Source organism: Campylobacter concisus, assembly GCF_003049065.1.
In the GTDB taxonomy this organism is placed as follows: domain Bacteria; phylum Campylobacterota; class Campylobacteria; order Campylobacterales; family Campylobacteraceae; genus Campylobacter_A; species Campylobacter_A concisus_BE.
This window is the reverse complement of record NZ_PISC01000007.1, coordinates 70,551-86,575: the sequence shown is the minus strand read 5'-3', so window position 1 is coordinate 86,575 and position 16,025 is coordinate 70,551. Positions and strand designations below refer to the sequence as shown.

General features: G+C 38.9%; 18 protein-coding genes and 1 tRNA gene. 10 read left to right on the top strand and 9 right to left on the bottom strand.

Annotated elements, in window-relative coordinates; translation table 11 throughout:
• Nucleotides 1-23: 23 nt before the first annotated feature.
• From CVS81_RS09890 to CVS81_RS07240, 3 genes are all read left to right on the top strand, one after another.
• Nucleotides 24-179, top strand: coding sequence for a hypothetical protein (locus tag CVS81_RS09890; protein ID WP_021086361.1), 156 nt, complete (start codon nt 24-26; stop codon nt 177-179).
• Between the two features lie 57 nt (nt 180-236).
• Nucleotides 237-326 (top strand) — tRNA-Ser (locus CVS81_RS07245).
• Between the two features lie 304 nt (nt 327-630).
• Complete coding sequence (locus CVS81_RS07240; RefSeq protein WP_107965542.1) at nt 631-1,047, top strand: ATP-binding domain-containing protein; 417 nt, start codon at nt 631-633, stop codon at nt 1,045-1,047.
• A 6-nt stretch (nt 1,048-1,053) separates the two neighbouring features.
• Here CVS81_RS07240 and tpx read toward each other — a convergent pair whose 3' ends face one another.
• From tpx to CVS81_RS07225, 3 genes are all read right to left on the bottom strand, one after another.
• A complete protein-coding gene (gene tpx / locus CVS81_RS07235; RefSeq protein WP_107965541.1) occupies nt 1,054-1,584 on the bottom strand; it encodes a thiol peroxidase in 531 nt (176 codons plus the stop codon).
• A 9-nt stretch (nt 1,585-1,593) separates the two neighbouring features.
• Nucleotides 1,594-2,736, bottom strand: coding sequence for a trans-sulfuration enzyme family protein (locus tag CVS81_RS07230; protein ID WP_103568879.1), 1,143 nt, complete (start codon nt 2,734-2,736; stop codon nt 1,594-1,596).
• A gap of 217 nt (nt 2,737-2,953) precedes the next feature.
• Nucleotides 2,954-3,409, bottom strand: coding sequence for a DIP1984 family protein (locus tag CVS81_RS07225; protein ID WP_107965540.1), 456 nt, complete (start codon nt 3,407-3,409; stop codon nt 2,954-2,956).
• Nucleotides 3,410-3,497: 88 nt separating this feature from the next.
• On the opposite strand from CVS81_RS07225, the gene CVS81_RS07220 reads away from it, so the two are divergent.
• Nucleotides 3,498-4,664, top strand: a complete 1,167-nt coding sequence (locus tag CVS81_RS07220) for a MalY/PatB family protein (RefSeq protein ID WP_107965539.1) — start codon at nt 3,498-3,500, stop codon at nt 4,662-4,664.
• Nucleotides 4,665-5,610: 946 nt separating this feature from the next.
• Here CVS81_RS07220 and sodB read toward each other — a convergent pair.
• Nucleotides 5,611-6,228 (bottom strand): superoxide dismutase [Fe], encoded by a 618-nt coding sequence (sodB, locus tag CVS81_RS07215; protein WP_107965538.1) that lies wholly within the window; start codon nt 6,226-6,228, stop codon nt 5,611-5,613.
• Nucleotides 6,229-6,698: 470 nt separating this feature from the next.
• On the opposite strand from sodB, the gene CVS81_RS07210 reads away from it, so the two are divergent.
• Genes CVS81_RS07210 through CVS81_RS07200 form a run of 3 tightly spaced genes read left to right on the top strand, consistent with a single transcriptional unit; the run spans nt 6,699 to nt 9,528 of the window.
• Nucleotides 6,699-7,691, top strand: a complete 993-nt coding sequence (locus CVS81_RS07210) for a DctP family TRAP transporter solute-binding subunit (RefSeq protein WP_103571353.1) — start codon at nt 6,699-6,701, stop codon at nt 7,689-7,691.
• A complete protein-coding gene (locus CVS81_RS07205; protein ID WP_107965537.1) occupies nt 7,691-8,233 on the top strand; it encodes a TRAP transporter small permease in 543 nt (180 codons plus the stop codon). Before CVS81_RS07210 ends, CVS81_RS07205 begins: the two co-directional genes overlap by 1 nt.
• Nucleotides 8,234-8,244: 11 nt before the next feature.
• The gene (locus CVS81_RS07200; protein WP_107965536.1) at nt 8,245-9,528 is read left to right on the top strand and encodes a TRAP transporter large permease; all 1,284 of its coding nucleotides are present in this window, start codon (nt 8,245-8,247) and stop codon (nt 9,526-9,528) included.
• Between the two features lie 25 nt (nt 9,529-9,553).
• On the opposite strand, the gene CVS81_RS07195 is transcribed toward CVS81_RS07200, so the two are convergent.
• Genes CVS81_RS07195 through CVS81_RS07180 form a run of 5 tightly spaced genes read right to left on the bottom strand, consistent with a single transcriptional unit; the run spans nt 9,554 to nt 14,387 of the window.
• Nucleotides 9,554-10,603: a GGDEF domain-containing protein gene (locus CVS81_RS07195; protein ID WP_107965535.1), complete on the bottom strand. Its 1,050-nt coding sequence runs from the start codon at nt 10,601-10,603 to the stop codon at nt 9,554-9,556.
• On the bottom strand, nt 10,596-11,690 hold the full coding sequence (locus CVS81_RS07190; RefSeq protein ID WP_107965534.1) for a GGDEF domain-containing protein: 1,095 nt from the start codon (nt 11,688-11,690) through the stop codon (nt 10,596-10,598). The genes CVS81_RS07195 and CVS81_RS07190 overlap by 8 nt, the downstream gene beginning before the upstream one ends.
• 46 nt (nt 11,691-11,736) lie before the next feature.
• Nucleotides 11,737-11,895, bottom strand: coding sequence for a hypothetical protein (locus tag CVS81_RS09885; RefSeq protein ID WP_002941615.1), 159 nt, complete (start codon nt 11,893-11,895; stop codon nt 11,737-11,739).
• Between the two features lie 10 nt (nt 11,896-11,905).
• On the bottom strand, nt 11,906-13,750 hold the full coding sequence (locus tag CVS81_RS07185; RefSeq protein ID WP_107965533.1) for a mechanosensitive ion channel domain-containing protein: 1,845 nt from the start codon (nt 13,748-13,750) through the stop codon (nt 11,906-11,908).
• Nucleotides 13,743-14,387 (bottom strand): carbonic anhydrase, encoded by a 645-nt coding sequence (locus CVS81_RS07180; RefSeq protein ID WP_107965532.1) that lies wholly within the window; start codon nt 14,385-14,387, stop codon nt 13,743-13,745. Before CVS81_RS07180 ends, CVS81_RS07185 begins: the two co-directional genes overlap by 8 nt.
• A 171-nt stretch (nt 14,388-14,558) precedes the next feature.
• Between CVS81_RS07180 and CVS81_RS07175 the strand changes: the two genes are divergently transcribed.
• The 3 genes from CVS81_RS07175 (at nt 14,559) to secG (ending at nt 16,025) form a co-directional block, all read left to right on the top strand.
• Nucleotides 14,559-15,257, top strand: a complete 699-nt coding sequence (locus tag CVS81_RS07175; protein ID WP_107714831.1) for a Bax inhibitor-1/YccA family protein — start codon at nt 14,559-14,561, stop codon at nt 15,255-15,257.
• Nucleotides 15,250-15,633 (top strand): thiamine-phosphate pyrophosphorylase, encoded by a 384-nt coding sequence (locus CVS81_RS07170; RefSeq protein WP_107965531.1) that lies wholly within the window; start codon nt 15,250-15,252, stop codon nt 15,631-15,633. Before CVS81_RS07175 ends, CVS81_RS07170 begins: the two co-directional genes overlap by 8 nt.
• Before the next feature lie 62 nt (nt 15,634-15,695).
• The gene (gene secG, locus CVS81_RS07165) at nt 15,696-16,025 is read left to right on the top strand and encodes a preprotein translocase subunit SecG (protein WP_002941549.1); all 330 of its coding nucleotides are present in this window, start codon (nt 15,696-15,698) and stop codon (nt 16,023-16,025) included.

The window sequence follows — 16,025 nt, the reverse complement described above, 5'->3', positions numbered from 1 at the left end:
AAAACCAAATTAAAGGATTAACAATGAAAAAGTTGCTTTTAATAGTTTGCATGGCATTTTTTGCAGTAGGTTGTTCAAACACTTGGCACGGCGTAAAAGAAGATAGCCACAACGCCAAAGAATGGACTAAAGAAAAGATCAATGACGGCGCTAGCTACGTCAAAGAAAAAACAGAATAATTCTTAGTGGTTATAGCAAATTTTAAGCAAAGTTGGCTATAATCACAAATCTTTAATCGGGAGATGGCTGAGCGGTCGAAAGCGGCGGTCTTGAAAACCGTTGAGGTGTGAAAGTCTCCTGGGGTTCGAATCCCTATCTCCCGGCCACTTCAAATTTCAAATCACTTTTTAATTTTTCAGTCATTTCTATTTTCAATTTTTTAGAACTTAATATAAACATGACCCGTGTTAAATTGTGGAAAAAACTGTGTTTTTGTCAAGGCTAAAAATAGCAGAATTTTAATCTCAAAAAAGTGTGAGAACAAAGTAAATTTAACGCTTAGATGAAAATATACAAAAGTTACCTTGATACTAAAGAGCAAGAGGCAATAAATGTGCCTTACCAGATGGCGAAACAAGTGTTATTTTAAGTAATAGCAAGGTTGCTGTAAATGCCATAAAAGAGAGCGTCTTGCCAGAAGGCAAAAACGTAGAGGTTTTGACGATACAGTCTATTAAAGGCCTTGAAGCGCAAAATGTCATCATCCACAACTTTTTGCCGTTTTTGCAAACCATATATAAAAATGAAAGGGCGCTTTTTTATAGAAAAATTTACGTTTTACTAACTAGAAGCCGTGAAAATTTGTATATCTCACTGCCTAAAAATTTGGATGAAAATTTGCCAGATGAGATAAAACAGGTGGTAGAGATCATCAAAAAATACGCCACTATCACACAAGACCTGCCTCCGAAAAACGAACAAATAAAAGAAAAATCAAGCCTAAAACTAGCCTCGATAAAGCCAGTGTTAAGGGACGTAAAAGATGGCGCCGAGCTAGTGGTGGCAGGCAGTCAGCTCTTTGCCATCATAGCTGGGCTCTTTGCATAGTAAATTTTAATGGCAGCCGCAGCCACAACCACATCCGCCGCTTTGTTTTATCGCGTCAAAAACTGCGTCGTAGTTTGGCTCCTGGGTCACTTCAGGGACGATTTGCTTGTGGATGATGACACCATCTTTGATGACAAAGACCGCTCTTGCAAGCAAGCCTTTTAGCGCCCCGTCGCTCATCAGCATGCCGTATTTTTGGGCAAATTCTCCGTATCTAAAGTCGCTTCCCACGCGCAGGTTTGCTATGCCCTCAGTCGTGCAAAATCTCCCCATCGCAAATGGCAGGTCGTTTGAGATGATGCTAAGTTTTACGCCGTGTTTGCCGGCTACTTTTTCGTTAAATTTACGTGCTTCTGCCGCGCAAACGCCAGTATCAAGTGAAGGCAAGCAGACAAGCACCTCTATGCCATTATTTCCGCCCACGCTAAATTCGCTAAGATCTTGTGCTACGACTCTGGCTTCAGGCGCATAAGAGCCGACAAATAGCTCGTTCCCGCTTAAATTTACCTCACTGCCTTTAAATTTTGTAGTTGCCATGATTTCTCCTTATCTTTTAGCTTTTTTAAATGCTTGATCAAGGTCGGCTATTAGATCATCGACGTTTTCGATGCCGATGGCTAGGCGAAGCAAATTTTGCTTTATGCCGATCTTGTCTAGCAACTCTTTTGGATATGCCTCGTGCGTCATCGTAGCAGGCCTGCAGATAAGGCTCTCTACGCCACCAAGGCTCACTGCTAGATCAAAAATTTCTAGCGCTTTTACAAATTTATTTACATCATATTTTTCATCAAGCTCAAATGAGATAAGAGCGCCGATGTCGCTTGCTTGAGCCGCTTGCATCTTTGCCTCTTGCTCGCTGTATGAGCCAGGGAAATGCACCACGCTAACGGCGTCATTATTCTCTAAAAATTTGATGATTTTATGGGTATTTTGCGTTTGCCTGTCAAACCTAACACTAAGCGTTTTAAGCCCACGTATGAGGTAGTATGCATCCATTGGGCTGATGATGCCACCAAGCGTGTTTTTGGCAAATTTGATCTTTTCAGCCAAAGCATCATCGTTTAGCGTGACGATACCAGCGATCACGTCAGCGTGTCCGCCGATATACTTTGTAGCGCTATATACCACGATGTCAGCTCCGTGCTCAAGCACTTTTTGATAATAAGGCGTCAAAAATGTATTATCCACGATGACTAGAGCGCCCTTTTTGTGAGCGATCTTTGAAATTCTAGCGATATCAGTCACTCTTAAGAGAGGGTTTGAGGGAGTTTCAATGAAGATAGCTGCCACATCGTCGCTTATGTCATCTTCGCTTAAAAAATTTAGATCATCTATAAATTCGCTCTTTATGCCGTGACTTTCAAAAACTGTAGTGACATATCTATATGTGCCGCCATAGACATTGCTATTTAGCAGGACTTTTTGCCCTGTTTTTATAAGGCTAAGTGCGGCTGCTGTTGCTGCCATGCCTGAGCCAAAGCTAAATGCGTATTTACTACCTTCAACTTTAGCAAAGATATCATCAAATGCCTTTTTTGTAGGGTTGTTGCCGCGTGAGTAGGCAAATTCTTGAAAATTTTCAAGGTCATCTTGCACGAAGGTGCTAGCTAAAAATACAGGCGGAACGACCGCTTTGTTTGGGTTGTTTTTAGCTTCGATGCCTTTTACGATTAGAGTGTCTAGTTTCATAAATTTCCTTTTTAAAAATTTACGAAATTTTACATGATAAAGATTAATTTTCCCCAAACCCACCCAAAATATAGCCAAACCAGTAAGTGGTAGTAAAAGTGCTTTTTAAATTTGCATTTGTAAGATTGCTAAGACTAAATTTAAGCTTTTGCCTGGTCTTCGCAAGCTGCCAATGTATGGTTTTTACTCGCTTTTGGCTAAATTTTTACCATAAATTTTACTCTACTAGATCAACCGTCCAGTTTGCCTCCTGAAGCTTCATCTCAAGCTCTCTGATCTCTTTTGAAAGCGCATCTACTTGCTTTTGAAGTGCGGCCACATCGACTGTGCTTAAAATTTTGATCTCGCTGTTTGAGTAAAGATCGACCTTTTGACTAGCACTTGTGGCAAACTCCCTAAGCACGTTTGCTTTTAGCGTCAAAGTGTCCTTTTTAGCGATCATCTCAGTGAGGCTCATACCATCAAATTTAGCGCTCGAGTTTGTTAAATTTATAGAGCAAATGAGCCTAAAAAGCTCACTTGTTAGCTTGTCAAGCTCTTCTAAAAGCAGCTTTGGATCCTCGCTTGGACTTTCATTCTCCTGCGTTTTTGCGTTGCTAAGTAGCCTAACTTTTAGCTGTTCGATGCGCTTTTGCGTGTCAGATCTTAGGATGAGAGCCTGAGCTAGTTTCATCATTTTTCCTTTTTTGGTATTAAATTTTTAAATCATCTTAGTATCTTTTGGGTTATAATTGATTTAAAATTTTATTTAAGGAAAAGCTATGAAGTACGATTTTGACACATTAGTAAGCAGAGAAGGCACAAACTCATCAAAATGGCGTATGAAGAGCGATGTTTTGCCGATGTGGGTTGCAGATATGGACTTTAAGGCCGCACCTGAGATCTTAAGCGTCTTGCAAAAGCGCCTTGATAACGGCGTCTTTGGCTACTCTTTCATCCCAAAAGAGTGGAACGAAGCGATAAAGAGCTGGTGGCAAAGACGTCACAATGTGAGCTTAGAGAACGAGTGGATGTGCTTTTGCACTGGCGTCATACCAGCTATCTCGACTGCTATTAGGAGATTTAGCAGCCCAGGAGATCAAATTTTAGTGCAAGCGCCCGTCTATCACGTCTTTTTTAACTGCATCAAAAACAACGGACGTGAAATTTTATCAAACGACCTCGTCTATAAAAATGGCTCTTACGAGATCGACTTTGAGGACCTTGAAGCAAAGCTGGCTCAGCCGCTAACTACTATGATGCTTCTGTGTAATCCTCACAATCCAATAGGCAAAATTTGGGACAAAGAGACGCTAAAAAAGATAGGCGAGCTTTGCTATAAGCACGATGTTTTGGTTATCAGCGATGAAATTCACTGCGACATAACTGATCCTGGGCTAAACTACGTGCCATTTATCAGCGTTAGCGAGGATTGCAAAAACAACTCCATCACGTGCATCTCGCCTACAAAGGCCTTTAATATAGCTGGCCTTCAAAGCTCAGCCGTCGTTACGCCAAATGAAAAGATCAGAGCAAGGCTAAATGCCGCTATCAACTACGATGAGGTCGGCGAGGCAAATGCCTTTGCGATCATCGCCGCAATCGCTGCGTTTAACGAGGGCGAGGCGTGGCTTGATGAGCTTAGAGAGTATCTTTTTGAAAACAAAAAGTTCGTTGCAAACTTTATAAAAGAGCAAGGCTTGCCAGTGAAGCTCCTGCCATCGAGTGCGACCTATCTTTTGTGGCTTGACTGTAGTGCGTTTTGTGAGGATTCGAGTGAGTTTATGAATTTCTTGCGCGACAGGGCAGGGCTGTGGCTAAATGACGGTAATGCTTACAGAGGAGATAGATTTTTCCTTCGTATGAATATCGCAACGCAACGCGAAAGGGTGCTTGAAGGGCTAAAACGCTTGCAAAATGGGATAAATTTATACACTTCAAAAAGATAAATTTTGGCTGGGTGGCTTTGAAATTTAAGCCGCCTTTGCTTGATACAAAGTAGCTACCAGGGGCATTTTGAAGTAACAAATACTGCCCCCATTTCTTAAATATCAAAGTAAGTTTTCTGATAAATTTAAAGTCTAGCGAGCTTATACTATTTTTTGGTTGCTTTAAATTTAAGCAGGGGGGGCTTAGTCACATAAGCCAGTTTTTGCCATTTTGCTACTTCGCTAGCGTGTATTAGTCAAAAATAGTGTCGTGGTCGCGCTTGGGAGTTGTTTTGAGGCAATAAAATAGCGCTTATTTTGAGCATTAATGTGGCTTTCGCTCATAAATTTAGAAGTTTAAATTTGAAAAAGAGAAATTTAAGGTGAGATAACACTCGCGCTGATCTTGATTTGCGTTAAATTTAAAGCAAAAAGCCTTTGAACGCGAATGCTTAGAGGCATTTTCAAAGCAGTAAAGACCGCGATCATTTTGAGAGTATCAGGGTGTTTTTAAATTTAAAGGCGTGAAGTTGTTTTATAGCACTAAATTTAAAGTGAAAGCCACCGCATCAAAATAGATTAGACCACTAAAGCAAGCGTTTTATGCCATTTCAAAGTTATAACCATTGTGCCTATTGCTTACTAAATTTAGCAACTCAAATTTGAAAAATAGAAATTTGAAAGTGAGATATCTTGCGCCAGCTTTAAATTTAAGAAAACTCACTTGGTAAAACGAGATTTTAAGCCGTTCGCATTATCTTTCAAAAAGTGATTTTGCTTAGAAATTTGATGATTTTAAAGTTTATATAAAAGCAGAAATTTAAAGATGAGTTAGCTCATTCTGGCTTTAAATTTCTAAAAAGATCACTTGCTAAAACGAGAATTTTCACTCTCTTAAAATGATAAATTTGATAGTTAAATTTGAGTAAAAAGCAGAAATTTAAAGGCGGGGAGCTCCCGCCATATATTATTTATGTAGTTCTTTTGTGTAAAATTCAACTGAGCCAAGACCCTCTTTTAGCGCCCACTCGTAAGCTTGGCTTACAAATTCCCAGTTTATGTTCTCATAAAATGTCTCTAGGTATTTTGGACGAGCGTTGAAGTTGTCGATGTAGTAAGCGTGCTCCCAAACATCAACGACTAGAAGTGGCACTTTGCCATCGCTCACTGGAGTTTTTGCGTTGCTAGTTTGCACGATCTCTAGCTTTTTGCTGCTTGGGTCAAATACAAGCCACGCCCAGCCTGAGCCAAAAAGCGTTGTAGCTGCTTTTAAAAATTCCTCTTTAAAATTTGCGAAATTTGCTTCAATCGCAGCTTTTAGCTCGCTTGATATCTCGCTTTTTTTAGCGATGCAGTCCCAGTAAAAGTCGTGGTTATAGACTTGAGCGACGTTGTTGTAAAGGCCACCTTCACTATTTCTTAGGATCTCGTAAAATGATGCGTTAGCAAATTTTGTATCTTTTATGAGATTGTTTAGATTTGCAACATAGGTTGCGTGGTGCTTGCCGTAGTGGTATTCACAGGTTTTAGCACTTACTACTGCGTTGTGGTTTGCGTCAAACGGAAGTTTTCTTAATTCAAACATAATAATTCCTTAATAATAAAATTTGTTATTTCGCATTATAGCCACAAAAGATTAACAAACAAAATCTTTTAAATTTTAAGCCAAAAATAGGGCGTTTTTATAAAAGCTAAATTTTACATTTATAAAAGATAGGAGAATTTGCTTTACAAATTTGTGGTTAAAAGAGTGAAAATTTATATCCTAAAAGAGCAAATTTAGCTTTGCAAAAGCAAGAAAAGTAAATTTAAATTTCTCTAAATGTAAAAAATAATATAAAAATATGTGTAGAAAAGTAACAAAAATAGACTATAAAAATGATAAATAAATTTTTACGTTAAATTTACAAAGTAAAAACTATCCATTTTAGATCAAAAATGTTACAAAAATACACATATAAAAATAAAGATATGTGAATTTATGAAACAAAATTTCTAAATTTTTATTTTTGAAATTTATAATGCACCTATCAAAACTATTACAAAGGATGAAAGATGAAATTCTTACAAGCTTTACTTTTTACATGTGCCATCAGTGGCTTAGCATTTGGTGCGGATAAGGTCTATACGATCAAATTTGCTCACGTTGTCGCAGCTTCTACGCCAAAGGGCAAGGCAGCTGACTTTTTTGCTAAGCGTGCTGAGGAGCTAAGTGGCGGCAAGATAAAAGTTCAAGTCTTCCCATCAGCACAGCTACTTGATGATGACAGAGTTTTTGGTGCGCTAAAGCTTGGTAACGTTCAAATGGCAGCTCCAAGTTTTTCTAAATTTACACCTATCGTGCCGCAGTTTCAGCTATTTGACCTGCCTTTCATCTTTAAAGATGCAGACCACCTTCATAAGGTTCAAGATGGCGCAGTTGGCGAGGAGCTAAAAGGCCTTGTGACTAAGAAGGGCTTTGTGGCGCTTGATTACTGGGATGCTGGATTTAAGCACTTTAGCTCAAGTAAAAAACCGATCCTTGTGCCAGAAGATGCAAAAGGACAAAAATTTAGAATCCAAAGCTCAAAAGTGCTTGAAGAGCAGATCAAAGCGATCGGTGGCAACCCACAAGTTCTGCCATTTTCAGAGGTTTATTCTGCGCTTCAACAAGGCGTAGTTGATGCGACCGAAAACCCACTATCAAATTTCTATAACTCTAAATTTCACGAGGTTCAAAGCTCTCTTACGCTTTCACACCACGGATATCTAGGCTATCTAGTCGTCATGAGTGATAAATTTTGGAACAAACTACCAGATGATCTAAAAGCAAATGTAAAACAGGCTCTAAGCGAGGCTACAGCTTACGAGAGAGAAGAGACAGCTAAAGAGGACGCTCACGTTATAGCCGAGCTTGAAAAATATATAGCAGATACCAAAAAGCTAGAAATTTTCAAGATAGACGACGCACAAAAAGCTGAGTGGGAGAAGACTATGCAGGCTATCTATCCTAAATTTTACGATGTCATCGGCAAAGAGCTTATAGAAAAAACAATCGAGACAAAATAATGAAAAATTTCATTAACGCTCTTGATATATTGATAGTCTCGCTCAATAAGACTATCTCCGTTTTAGGGCTAGCTAGTGGAACGCTACTAGCCTTTGCCAACGTCGTGGCTAGATACTTTTTTGACAAAAGCTGGTCGTGGGCGAGCGAGCTATCAAACTACTTATTTATTTGGTCGGCATTTTTTGCCGCAGCGTATGGCTTTAACAAGGGCATTCATGTGAGCGTAACTATCTTGGTGGAGAAATTTCCACCAGCGCTTGCGAAAGCATGCCTGCTCTTTTCGCACATCTTAACGACTGTATTTTTGATATTTATCGCGGTTTATTCGATTGATTATCTTAAAATTTTGCACGAGATCGAGCAGATGATCATTGACCTTGGCATACCTCAATGGGTCCCTATGCTAGTGCTTCCAATAGCCTTCGTCACAGCTAGCTACCGCTCAGCTGAAAAGGCAATCAAAGTAGCTCTAACTCCAGCAGCAAAGGTCGTAAGCAACGAAGCGCACGAGCTAGCTCATGGTAGCGTAGTCAAAGACTAAGGAGAAAGAAGATGACAATAGCATTTTTATTTATCCTGCTTTTTGCGCTGATGCTAATAGGCGTGCCAGTAGCGGTTTCGCTAGGCACAAGTACCGTTTTAACTATGATATTTTTTACAGATATCGACATCGCTACGATCCCGCAGCTAATTTTTGATGGTATCAATAAATTTTCGCTAATGGCGATACCGATGTTTATCTTGGCTGGAAATTTACTAAGTAAAGGTGGCTCAGCAAGACGTATCATCGACTTTGCAAAGTCTATGGTCGGACACTTGCCAGGTGGCTTGCCTATGAGTGCGATATTTGCCTGCATCATCTTTGCAGCCGTCTCTGGAAGCTCGCCTGCGACGGTTGTGGCCATTGGTTCAATTATGTTTGCAGCTATAAAAGAGGCTGGCTATCCAAAAGAGTACGCAGTGGGCGGCATAACTACGGCTGGCTCGCTTGGAATTTTGATCCCACCTTCAGTTGTTATGATAGTTTATGGTGTAACTGCTGAGGTTAGTATCGGCAAGCTCTTTATGGCTGGCGTCGTACCTGGTCTTATGCTTGGTGGCATGATGCTTGCGCAAACCTACGTTGGAGCAAAAAAGCTTGGATTTAAAGCGACTAAGGCTGAGCCATTTAAAGTAAGAGTGCAGAAATTTGCAAAAGCATTTTGGGCGCTACTTATCGTCGTTGTGGTTATTGGCGGAATTTATGGAGGCATATTCACTCCGACTGAAGCTGCTGCGGCAAGTGCTGTTTATGCGCTATTTATCTCACTTTTTATCTATAGAGATATAAAGATAAAAGATCTTTGGGACATCTGCCTAGACTCAGCCCTTACAACAGCTATGATATTTTTCATCATCGCAAATGCCGTTGTTTTTGCATATTTGCTAACTAGCGAGCAGATCCCACAAGCGATCGCTTCGATGATACTTGACGCAAATATCGGCATGATAGGATTTTTAATATTTGTAAATATCTTGCTCTTTATCATGGGTCAGTTTATGGAGCCTTCAAGCGTTATCATGATCATGGTGCCACTCTTGCTTCCGATAGCTACGCAACTTGGCGTTGATCCTATACACTTTGGTATCATCTTGGTTGTAAATATGGAGATAGGTATGGTGACCCCGCCTGTTGGACTAAATTTATTTGTCGCAAGCGGTCTTACAAATATGAACTTAAAAGAGGTCATCGTGGCGTGCTTGCCATGGACGCTAACCTTGTTCTTTGGCCTTATCTTGGTTACTTATATACCGCAAATTTCACTTTGGCTACCAAACATAATGTATGGACATTAAAATTTAGAGGCTCTTGCCTCTAAATTTATCCTTTTGGATCGTAATCCGCACTCATAACGATATTTTTACCATTTCTCTTACCGACATAGAGTAGCTCGTCAGCTTGCTTGATCATACGCTCGATATTTACCTCGGTGTTACCACTATGTGCCACGACACCAAAGGTCATCGTTGCTATGATCCTATGGTTTTCAAATTCAACGACATTTTGATTAAGCGTCTCTCTGATACGCTCTAAGATGCTAACTGCTTTTGCTTTTTTAACGTCAAAGATAACAGCCAAAAACTCCTCGCCGCCAAATCTTGCAACCCTGTCTTCATTTCTAAAAGCGTTTTTGAAAATTTTAGAAAGGCTCTTTAGCACTTCATCGCCTGCGCCGTGTCCGTAGGTGTCGTTTATCTTTTTAAAGTTGTCGATGTCGCACATCACGATAGCAAAGTCATTGCCGTCAAATAAATTCTTTTGTCTAAAAATTTGTTGCATCGAGGCGCGGTTTAAAAGGCCGGTTAGTGGGTCGTGGTTAAAGACAGCTTTGGCTGATTCTTTCTCTTCTAAGATGCCTAAGAATATAAATAAATTTGAGCTCTCTAGCAAAAATGAGGTTAAGACAGCAAATACGCAAGATGCAGTTAGGTTAAATACAAAAAATATCTCTTTATATAAGGTATCATCTTTTACTGGTATATCTATCACTAGATAAAAAAGTAAAAATGCCGCAATATCTAGCAAAGAGATAATTCTGCTTAACATTTTAAAGCTAACTGATAAGAAAAAGAGGCTAATTGTCGATGTTAAAAATAAAATTTCAAAGCCCCAGCCTAGACCAAGGATAAAGACGCAAAGTGAGGCGTGGAGTAAAATTTCTACTTGCAAGATGAGCATCACGATCTTGTTGTTCTCTTCGCTATCAAAGAGTATCTTTAGTGCAAAAAGATATATGCTAACAGAAAGGATATTTGCCACAGCCAAAATTTCTTCGCCCATGAGGCAGAACATAACTAGGTAAAAAGTATGTACAGCTAGAAGTGAAAAGACGATGATCTTTTGTGAGATATAAAGTGAAATTTTAGGCATTGTCTTTGTCCTTATTTGCCTTCATGATCTCATACTCGATGCGGTCTTTGCCATTTTTCTTACCCTCATATAGCTTTTTGTCGGCTTTGTTTATGACTGTGTCGATATCAGTTATAACGCCATTTGCGCAAAGGACTAGACCAAAGGTCATGGTTACTGAGCTCTTATCAGGCAGTTTTACCTGCGCTATCCTTGTGCCAAGTCTGGTTTCTACCTTTTTTACGTCTTCAGTTTTAACTTCAGGCAAGATAACTAGAAATTCCTCTCCACCCCACCTACAAATGTGGTCATTTTCTCTAAAAGTATCTTGCAAGGCCCTTGCGATCTCTTTTAAGACTTTATCGCCCCAGTCGTGTCCGTAGGTGTCATTTATCTTTTTGAAGTTATCTATATCTCCTAGCATAACGACTAAATTTGCATCACTGCTTTTTTCCCTAAGCTCTTTTAGCTCATATCTAAGTGTTCTCTCTATCGAGCGTCTATTTAAAAGACCTGTTAAAAAGTCATACTTAGAAATTCTCTCTATCTCCTCTTTCTCTTCGCTGATCTGTTTGTAGCCACTAGATGTGATCGCATCAGAGAAAAAAGAAAGTCTAAAGACCAAGTAAAAAGTAAAGAAAACGCTTATACAGGTTGAGCCTATTTGTACCATGATGTTTATCTCAACTACTTTATCTTTATATGTAAGATATAGCCACAAAAGGACAAATAGCTCAAGAAGGCAGACAGAGTATGTAAGAAGCCTTTGGTTAAAAGCCAAAAAGTAGTTTATAAAGATAACGCCAAGGAGTGTTATCCATATATTAGAGCTCCAGCCCATGCCAACAACGCCAGCGATAACTGCGGTGATGACATTTAGTTGAAAGATGGCAGAGATTAAAAATCTGTATTTGATATTAAATCTAATCCTTAAAGCAGTGCTAATAGAAAGAAATAAAAAACAGATAAAAATGATCGTTAAGTCAAAGTAAAAACTGCAAAGCGCGATCAAGACAAAGGCGTTACTTGCTATCGCTACGTTTAATATCGTTTTGTAAATGTCATCGATAGCCTTATAGCTATCTTGCTCTATAAATTCCTGTACCAAGCATTCTCTCCGTTAATTTCATCCATTAAATTTAATTTAGATCATTTTAATACGAGTCGTAACTATCCTCATCCTCATCGCTATCTTCATAGTTGTAGTCATTTTCGTCGTAGTTATAGTCATAGCTATCGCTACTGTCCTCGTCCTCGTCGTTAAATTCAGAGTAGTCTTCTTCTACCTCTTCGTAGTCAAAATCATCACTCATTTTTCTCTCCTTAAATTTTATCTTTGATATTTTCGATATACAAGCTTTGGCTTGGGAATGCAAAATTTAGACCATTTTGCTTTAAAATATCCATAATTTTTAGCATTACATCTTGTTTTACGTCTAAAAAATCGCCCCAAACGATAGTTTTTGCAAAGCAATAAACTAGGATATTTATCGAGCTATCAGCAAAGTCATCAACCACGACAAATAAATTTGACTTATATCCAGCGTAGTCATCAACTGAGACTATGTTTTGTCTATATTTTAGGCCTCTTTTATTAGCTGCGATATCTTCACTTTTAGCGATATCTGGGTGATTTATTAGCATATTTTTGATGTCATTTACACATTTTTTGATCTCTTCTGTAGTTGGTCCATACTCGATGCCAATAACCATTCTTATGCGTCTGCCGACCTTTCTTCTGCTCCAGTTTCTAACAGGATCGCTCGCTAGCTTTGAGTTTGGCACGAAGATAAGGGCGTTATCAAAGCTTCTAACAGTTGTTTTTCTAAATCCTATCTCAACGACCGTGCCCTCGATGTCGCCACAAACTATCCAGTCACCTTGTGAAAACGAGTTGTCAAAGAGCATCATAACAGAGGCAAAGAAGTTTGCGATGATGTCTTTAGCAGCGAAGGCAACAGCAAGACCACCTATACCAAGTGAGGCGATGAGCGCTGAGATATCAAAGCCAAGTTTTTGAAGGATCAGTAAAAGTGTGATGATTAGCACGATCACGTAGATCACTTTCAGTGCTAGGTTTATCACCTCTTTACGCTTGCTTTTTTGCGCGATCTTATCGATTATAGCGATGCCATAGCCATTTAGTATGGTGAGGACAAGCCATGAAAATGCGACTATATATATGATAGAAAAGATATTTGCTACCGTTAGAGGCACTGGCACTGGGTAAAATCCAACGCCGATACAGATATTTAGCGCATAGATGATAAGAAGTGCTGAGATCGGCTTTTTCACGATATCAACGATTTGATTTTTAGCCTCTTTGACACCTTCTCCTGAAGCGACGAGTGACATTAGCCAGTAGGTTAGTTTGGCTAGAATTCTAGTTAGCGAGACGAAAAATAAAAATATCGCAACGATAACAACGATCTTGCCAATGTTAAATTTGTTTGAATTTATGTCAGTTGCTTTGTTTATGTATTCGACTGCATCGACTAAATTTAGCTCAGACAAGAGCATGCTTGAGCTTAGAAGATCGGCATTATTTTTGAGATAGGTTAAAATTTCTTCTTCGCTCTCTTTTTTTAGCTCAAGGTCAAAAAACGCGCTGTCATAAGAGCCTGAAGTGTCGTTTAGTGAGTCTTTTAGATCTTTTATGCTTACATAAGAATTTGTCTGTAAATTTAAAAGTCCATTATCTATCACATCTCTTATAGAATTTGCCTTAGCGCCCTTTTTAAAGACCTCTTCTAGGCTAATGAGCGCTGAGTAGTAAGCGTAATCAACCTTCATCTTCTCAAGCTCGATAGCACTTTGAATGTAGGCATCCTTGTTTGACTGCTTCTCAAGTCTTGCGACCTTTTTCTCTAGCGCCTCTTTTTGCAGATTAAATTTATTTATATCGCTTTGTGTTACCTCGATCTGCATGACGTAGTTTGGTATCTTTTCTAAAAGATCGCTCTTTTTCTTTTGAAGAGTGATCAAATTCGAGTTATCAACCTTTGAAGTGTTTAGGTCTTTTTGTTGAGATTTTATGATGTTTATCTGGCTATTTATGGTTTGAATTTGATTTGTTATGCTGATGATATCGTCTTCTTGCGTTACGTTGTTATCAGCGCCAAAAAGAGTTATAAAAGAGAGCAGGATAATTGCTAGAAATTTACGCATTTTCACCTCTTTTGTCAGCTAGAAGCTTAAATGTGCCCTCTTTTAAATCGTAGCTAAAAATTTCGCCAGTTTCTATGATGTAGTGCCAGCCATAAATTTGAAGCTTGCCACTTTCATACTCCTCTTTTACATTTGGATAGGTCATTATGTTGTCGATCGAGTTTATAACGTTTAGCCTCTCGGTTAGCCATGCCATTTTGGCTGGATCGTCACTTGTAAATTTAAGCACTTCTCGCTTGATCGGCTCTATTAGCCTGATCCAGTTTCTAACGTTTGGAGTGTTTTTAAGCTTCTTTTCATCCACATAAAGTGCCGCGCATCCGCCACAGTCAGAGTGTCCGCAGATGATGATGTTTTTTATGTTTAAAACTTCAAGCGCATATTCTATCGCCGAAGTGGTCGCCAAAAACTCTTCGCTCACTCTATATGGCGGCACGATGTTTGCGATATTACGCACCATGAAAAGCTCGCCCGGTAGGCAGTTTGTTATCAAATTTGGCACGACCCTTGAATCCACGCATGATATGAAAAGCGTGTGTGGATCTTGCTTGTGTTGCAGACTTTTAAAGAGCTCTTCGTGCTCTAAAAAGCCATCTTCCATAAATTTTACTGCACCTTCAAGTATTGAATCATCCATAAAATTTATCTCCATTTTTTATATTTTTATCGCGATTATAGCAACTTTTATTTAATCAAAAAAATGTCCTCTAAAACGGACTTTAAACTAATATTTTTTATTAAACTTCTTTTTATATATTGTTTAATTATTTTAGGCTAAACTCACCACAAAAATTCATAAGGAGAAAAAATGAGTTTGTATGATAGAAACTACGCTAAGCAAAATCAAGAAGAGCTTGCGTATTCTCAAAGCTCACTAAGCACTTTTATAAAACAAACTTATCAACTTTTTGCAGCATCACTACTTTCAGCTACTGCTGGCGCTTATGTAGGCATTAGCATCGCTGGCGTCTTTGCGGCAAATAGATTTTTGTTTTGGGGACTTGTGATACTTGATTTTGTTCTACTTTTTGGACTAATGGCAGCTAAACGCAAAGAGGGATTAAATTTAATACTTCTTTTTGCATTTACATTTGTAAGTGGTCTTACGCTAACTCCGCTACTTTCAGCGATCCTTGCTATGCCAAGTGGTGCTAGTATCGTAGCTCAAGCATTTGGCTTGACGACAGTTGCATTTGGTGCATTAAGCGTCTTTGCGATGAATACAAAACGCGACTTCACAACAATGGGCAAGATGCTGTTTATAACTTTGATAGTTATCGTTGTAGCAGCGATCATCAACATTTTCGTTAAAAGCACGATGTTTCAACTTGTAATCGCAAGTATTTCATCGATCTTATTTAGCGCTTACATACTTTTTGATACACAAAATATCATCCGTGGCAACTACGAGACACCAGTTGAAGGTGCAGTTGCTTTGTATCTTGATTTTGTAAATTTATTTACATCATTACTACAAATTTTAGGCATTTTTAATAGAAATGACTAATGATGAGCGCATCTACCGAGTGATAGATGCGAATCTAAATAGGCTAAAAGAAGGGCTTCGCGTCGTTGAAGATATAAAAAGATATGTCTTTGATGACGCTAAGCTCGCCTATAAGATAAAGTCCCTCCGCCACAAGGCAAAGATCCCACAAAAAGAATTTTTAAAATTTAGAAATTCACAAACTGACGTTTTAAAAACCAGTACAAAAAGCGAGCAGACAAGGTCAAATTTAGATGAGATAATCACTGCAAATTTCAAGCGTGCCCAGGAGAGCGCCCGCGTGCTTGAAGAGTGCTTTAAGCTTATAAATTTAGATCAAGCTGAGCTTTTTAAAAGCATAAGATACGAGCTTTATGAGCTTGAAAAAGAACTTTAACTAAAAATTTAAATCTTTTCTTGTATAATCGCAAACCATTTAAAAAATTTAAAGGAAATTTCGTGAGTTTAATATTTTTAATCTTGCAATTTGTTCTAGCTGTCGTTATCACGATCGCAGTTTTACTCCAAAAGAGCTCATCTATCGGTCTTGGAGCATACAGTGGAAGCAACGAGAGCCTTTTTGGAGCAAAAGGACCAGCTGGATTTTTGGCTAAATTTACCTTTGTGGTAGGCGTTTTGTTTATCCTAAACACACTTGCACTTGGATATTTTTACAACAAAGATCTAAAACGCTCTATCGTTGATAGCGTCGATAGCAAATCTCTAGTCATACCAAAATCAAACGACGTGCCAGCAGCTCCTAGCGCACCACAAAATCCAGCAAAATAA

Bases quoted from the DNA above. Each gene is read 5' to 3' on its own strand.
- CVS81_RS09890 (WP_021086361.1), top strand. From the start codon at position 24: ATGAAAAAGTTGCTTTTAATAGTTTGCATGGCATTTTTTGCAGTAGGT.
- tpx (WP_107965541.1), bottom strand. From the start codon at position 1,584: ATGGCAACTACAAAATTTAAAGGCAGTGAGGTAAATTTAAGCGGGAAC.
- CVS81_RS07230 (WP_103568879.1), bottom strand. From the start codon at position 2,736: ATGAAACTAGACACTCTAATCGTAAAAGGCATCGAAGCTAAAAACAAC.
- CVS81_RS07225 (WP_107965540.1), bottom strand. From the start codon at position 3,409: ATGAAACTAGCTCAGGCTCTCATCCTAAGATCTGACACGCAAAAGCGC.
- CVS81_RS07220 (WP_107965539.1), top strand. From the start codon at position 3,498: ATGAAGTACGATTTTGACACATTAGTAAGCAGAGAAGGCACAAACTCA.
- sodB (WP_107965538.1), bottom strand. From the start codon at position 6,228: ATGTTTGAATTAAGAAAACTTCCGTTTGACGCAAACCACAACGCAGTA.
- CVS81_RS07210 (WP_103571353.1), top strand. From the start codon at position 6,699: ATGAAATTCTTACAAGCTTTACTTTTTACATGTGCCATCAGTGGCTTA.
- CVS81_RS07205 (WP_107965537.1), top strand. From the start codon at position 7,691: ATGAAAAATTTCATTAACGCTCTTGATATATTGATAGTCTCGCTCAAT.
- CVS81_RS07200 (WP_107965536.1), top strand. From the start codon at position 8,245: ATGACAATAGCATTTTTATTTATCCTGCTTTTTGCGCTGATGCTAATA.
- CVS81_RS07195 (WP_107965535.1), bottom strand. From the start codon at position 10,603: ATGCCTAAAATTTCACTTTATATCTCACAAAAGATCATCGTCTTTTCA.
- CVS81_RS09885 (WP_002941615.1), bottom strand. From the start codon at position 11,895: ATGAGTGATGATTTTGACTACGAAGAGGTAGAAGAAGACTACTCTGAA.
- CVS81_RS07185 (WP_107965533.1), bottom strand. From the start codon at position 13,750: ATGCGTAAATTTCTAGCAATTATCCTGCTCTCTTTTATAACTCTTTTT.
- CVS81_RS07180 (WP_107965532.1), bottom strand. From the start codon at position 14,387: ATGGATGATTCAATACTTGAAGGTGCAGTAAAATTTATGGAAGATGGC.
- CVS81_RS07175 (WP_107714831.1), top strand. From the start codon at position 14,559: ATGAGTTTGTATGATAGAAACTACGCTAAGCAAAATCAAGAAGAGCTT.
- CVS81_RS07170 (WP_107965531.1), top strand. From the start codon at position 15,250: ATGACTAATGATGAGCGCATCTACCGAGTGATAGATGCGAATCTAAAT.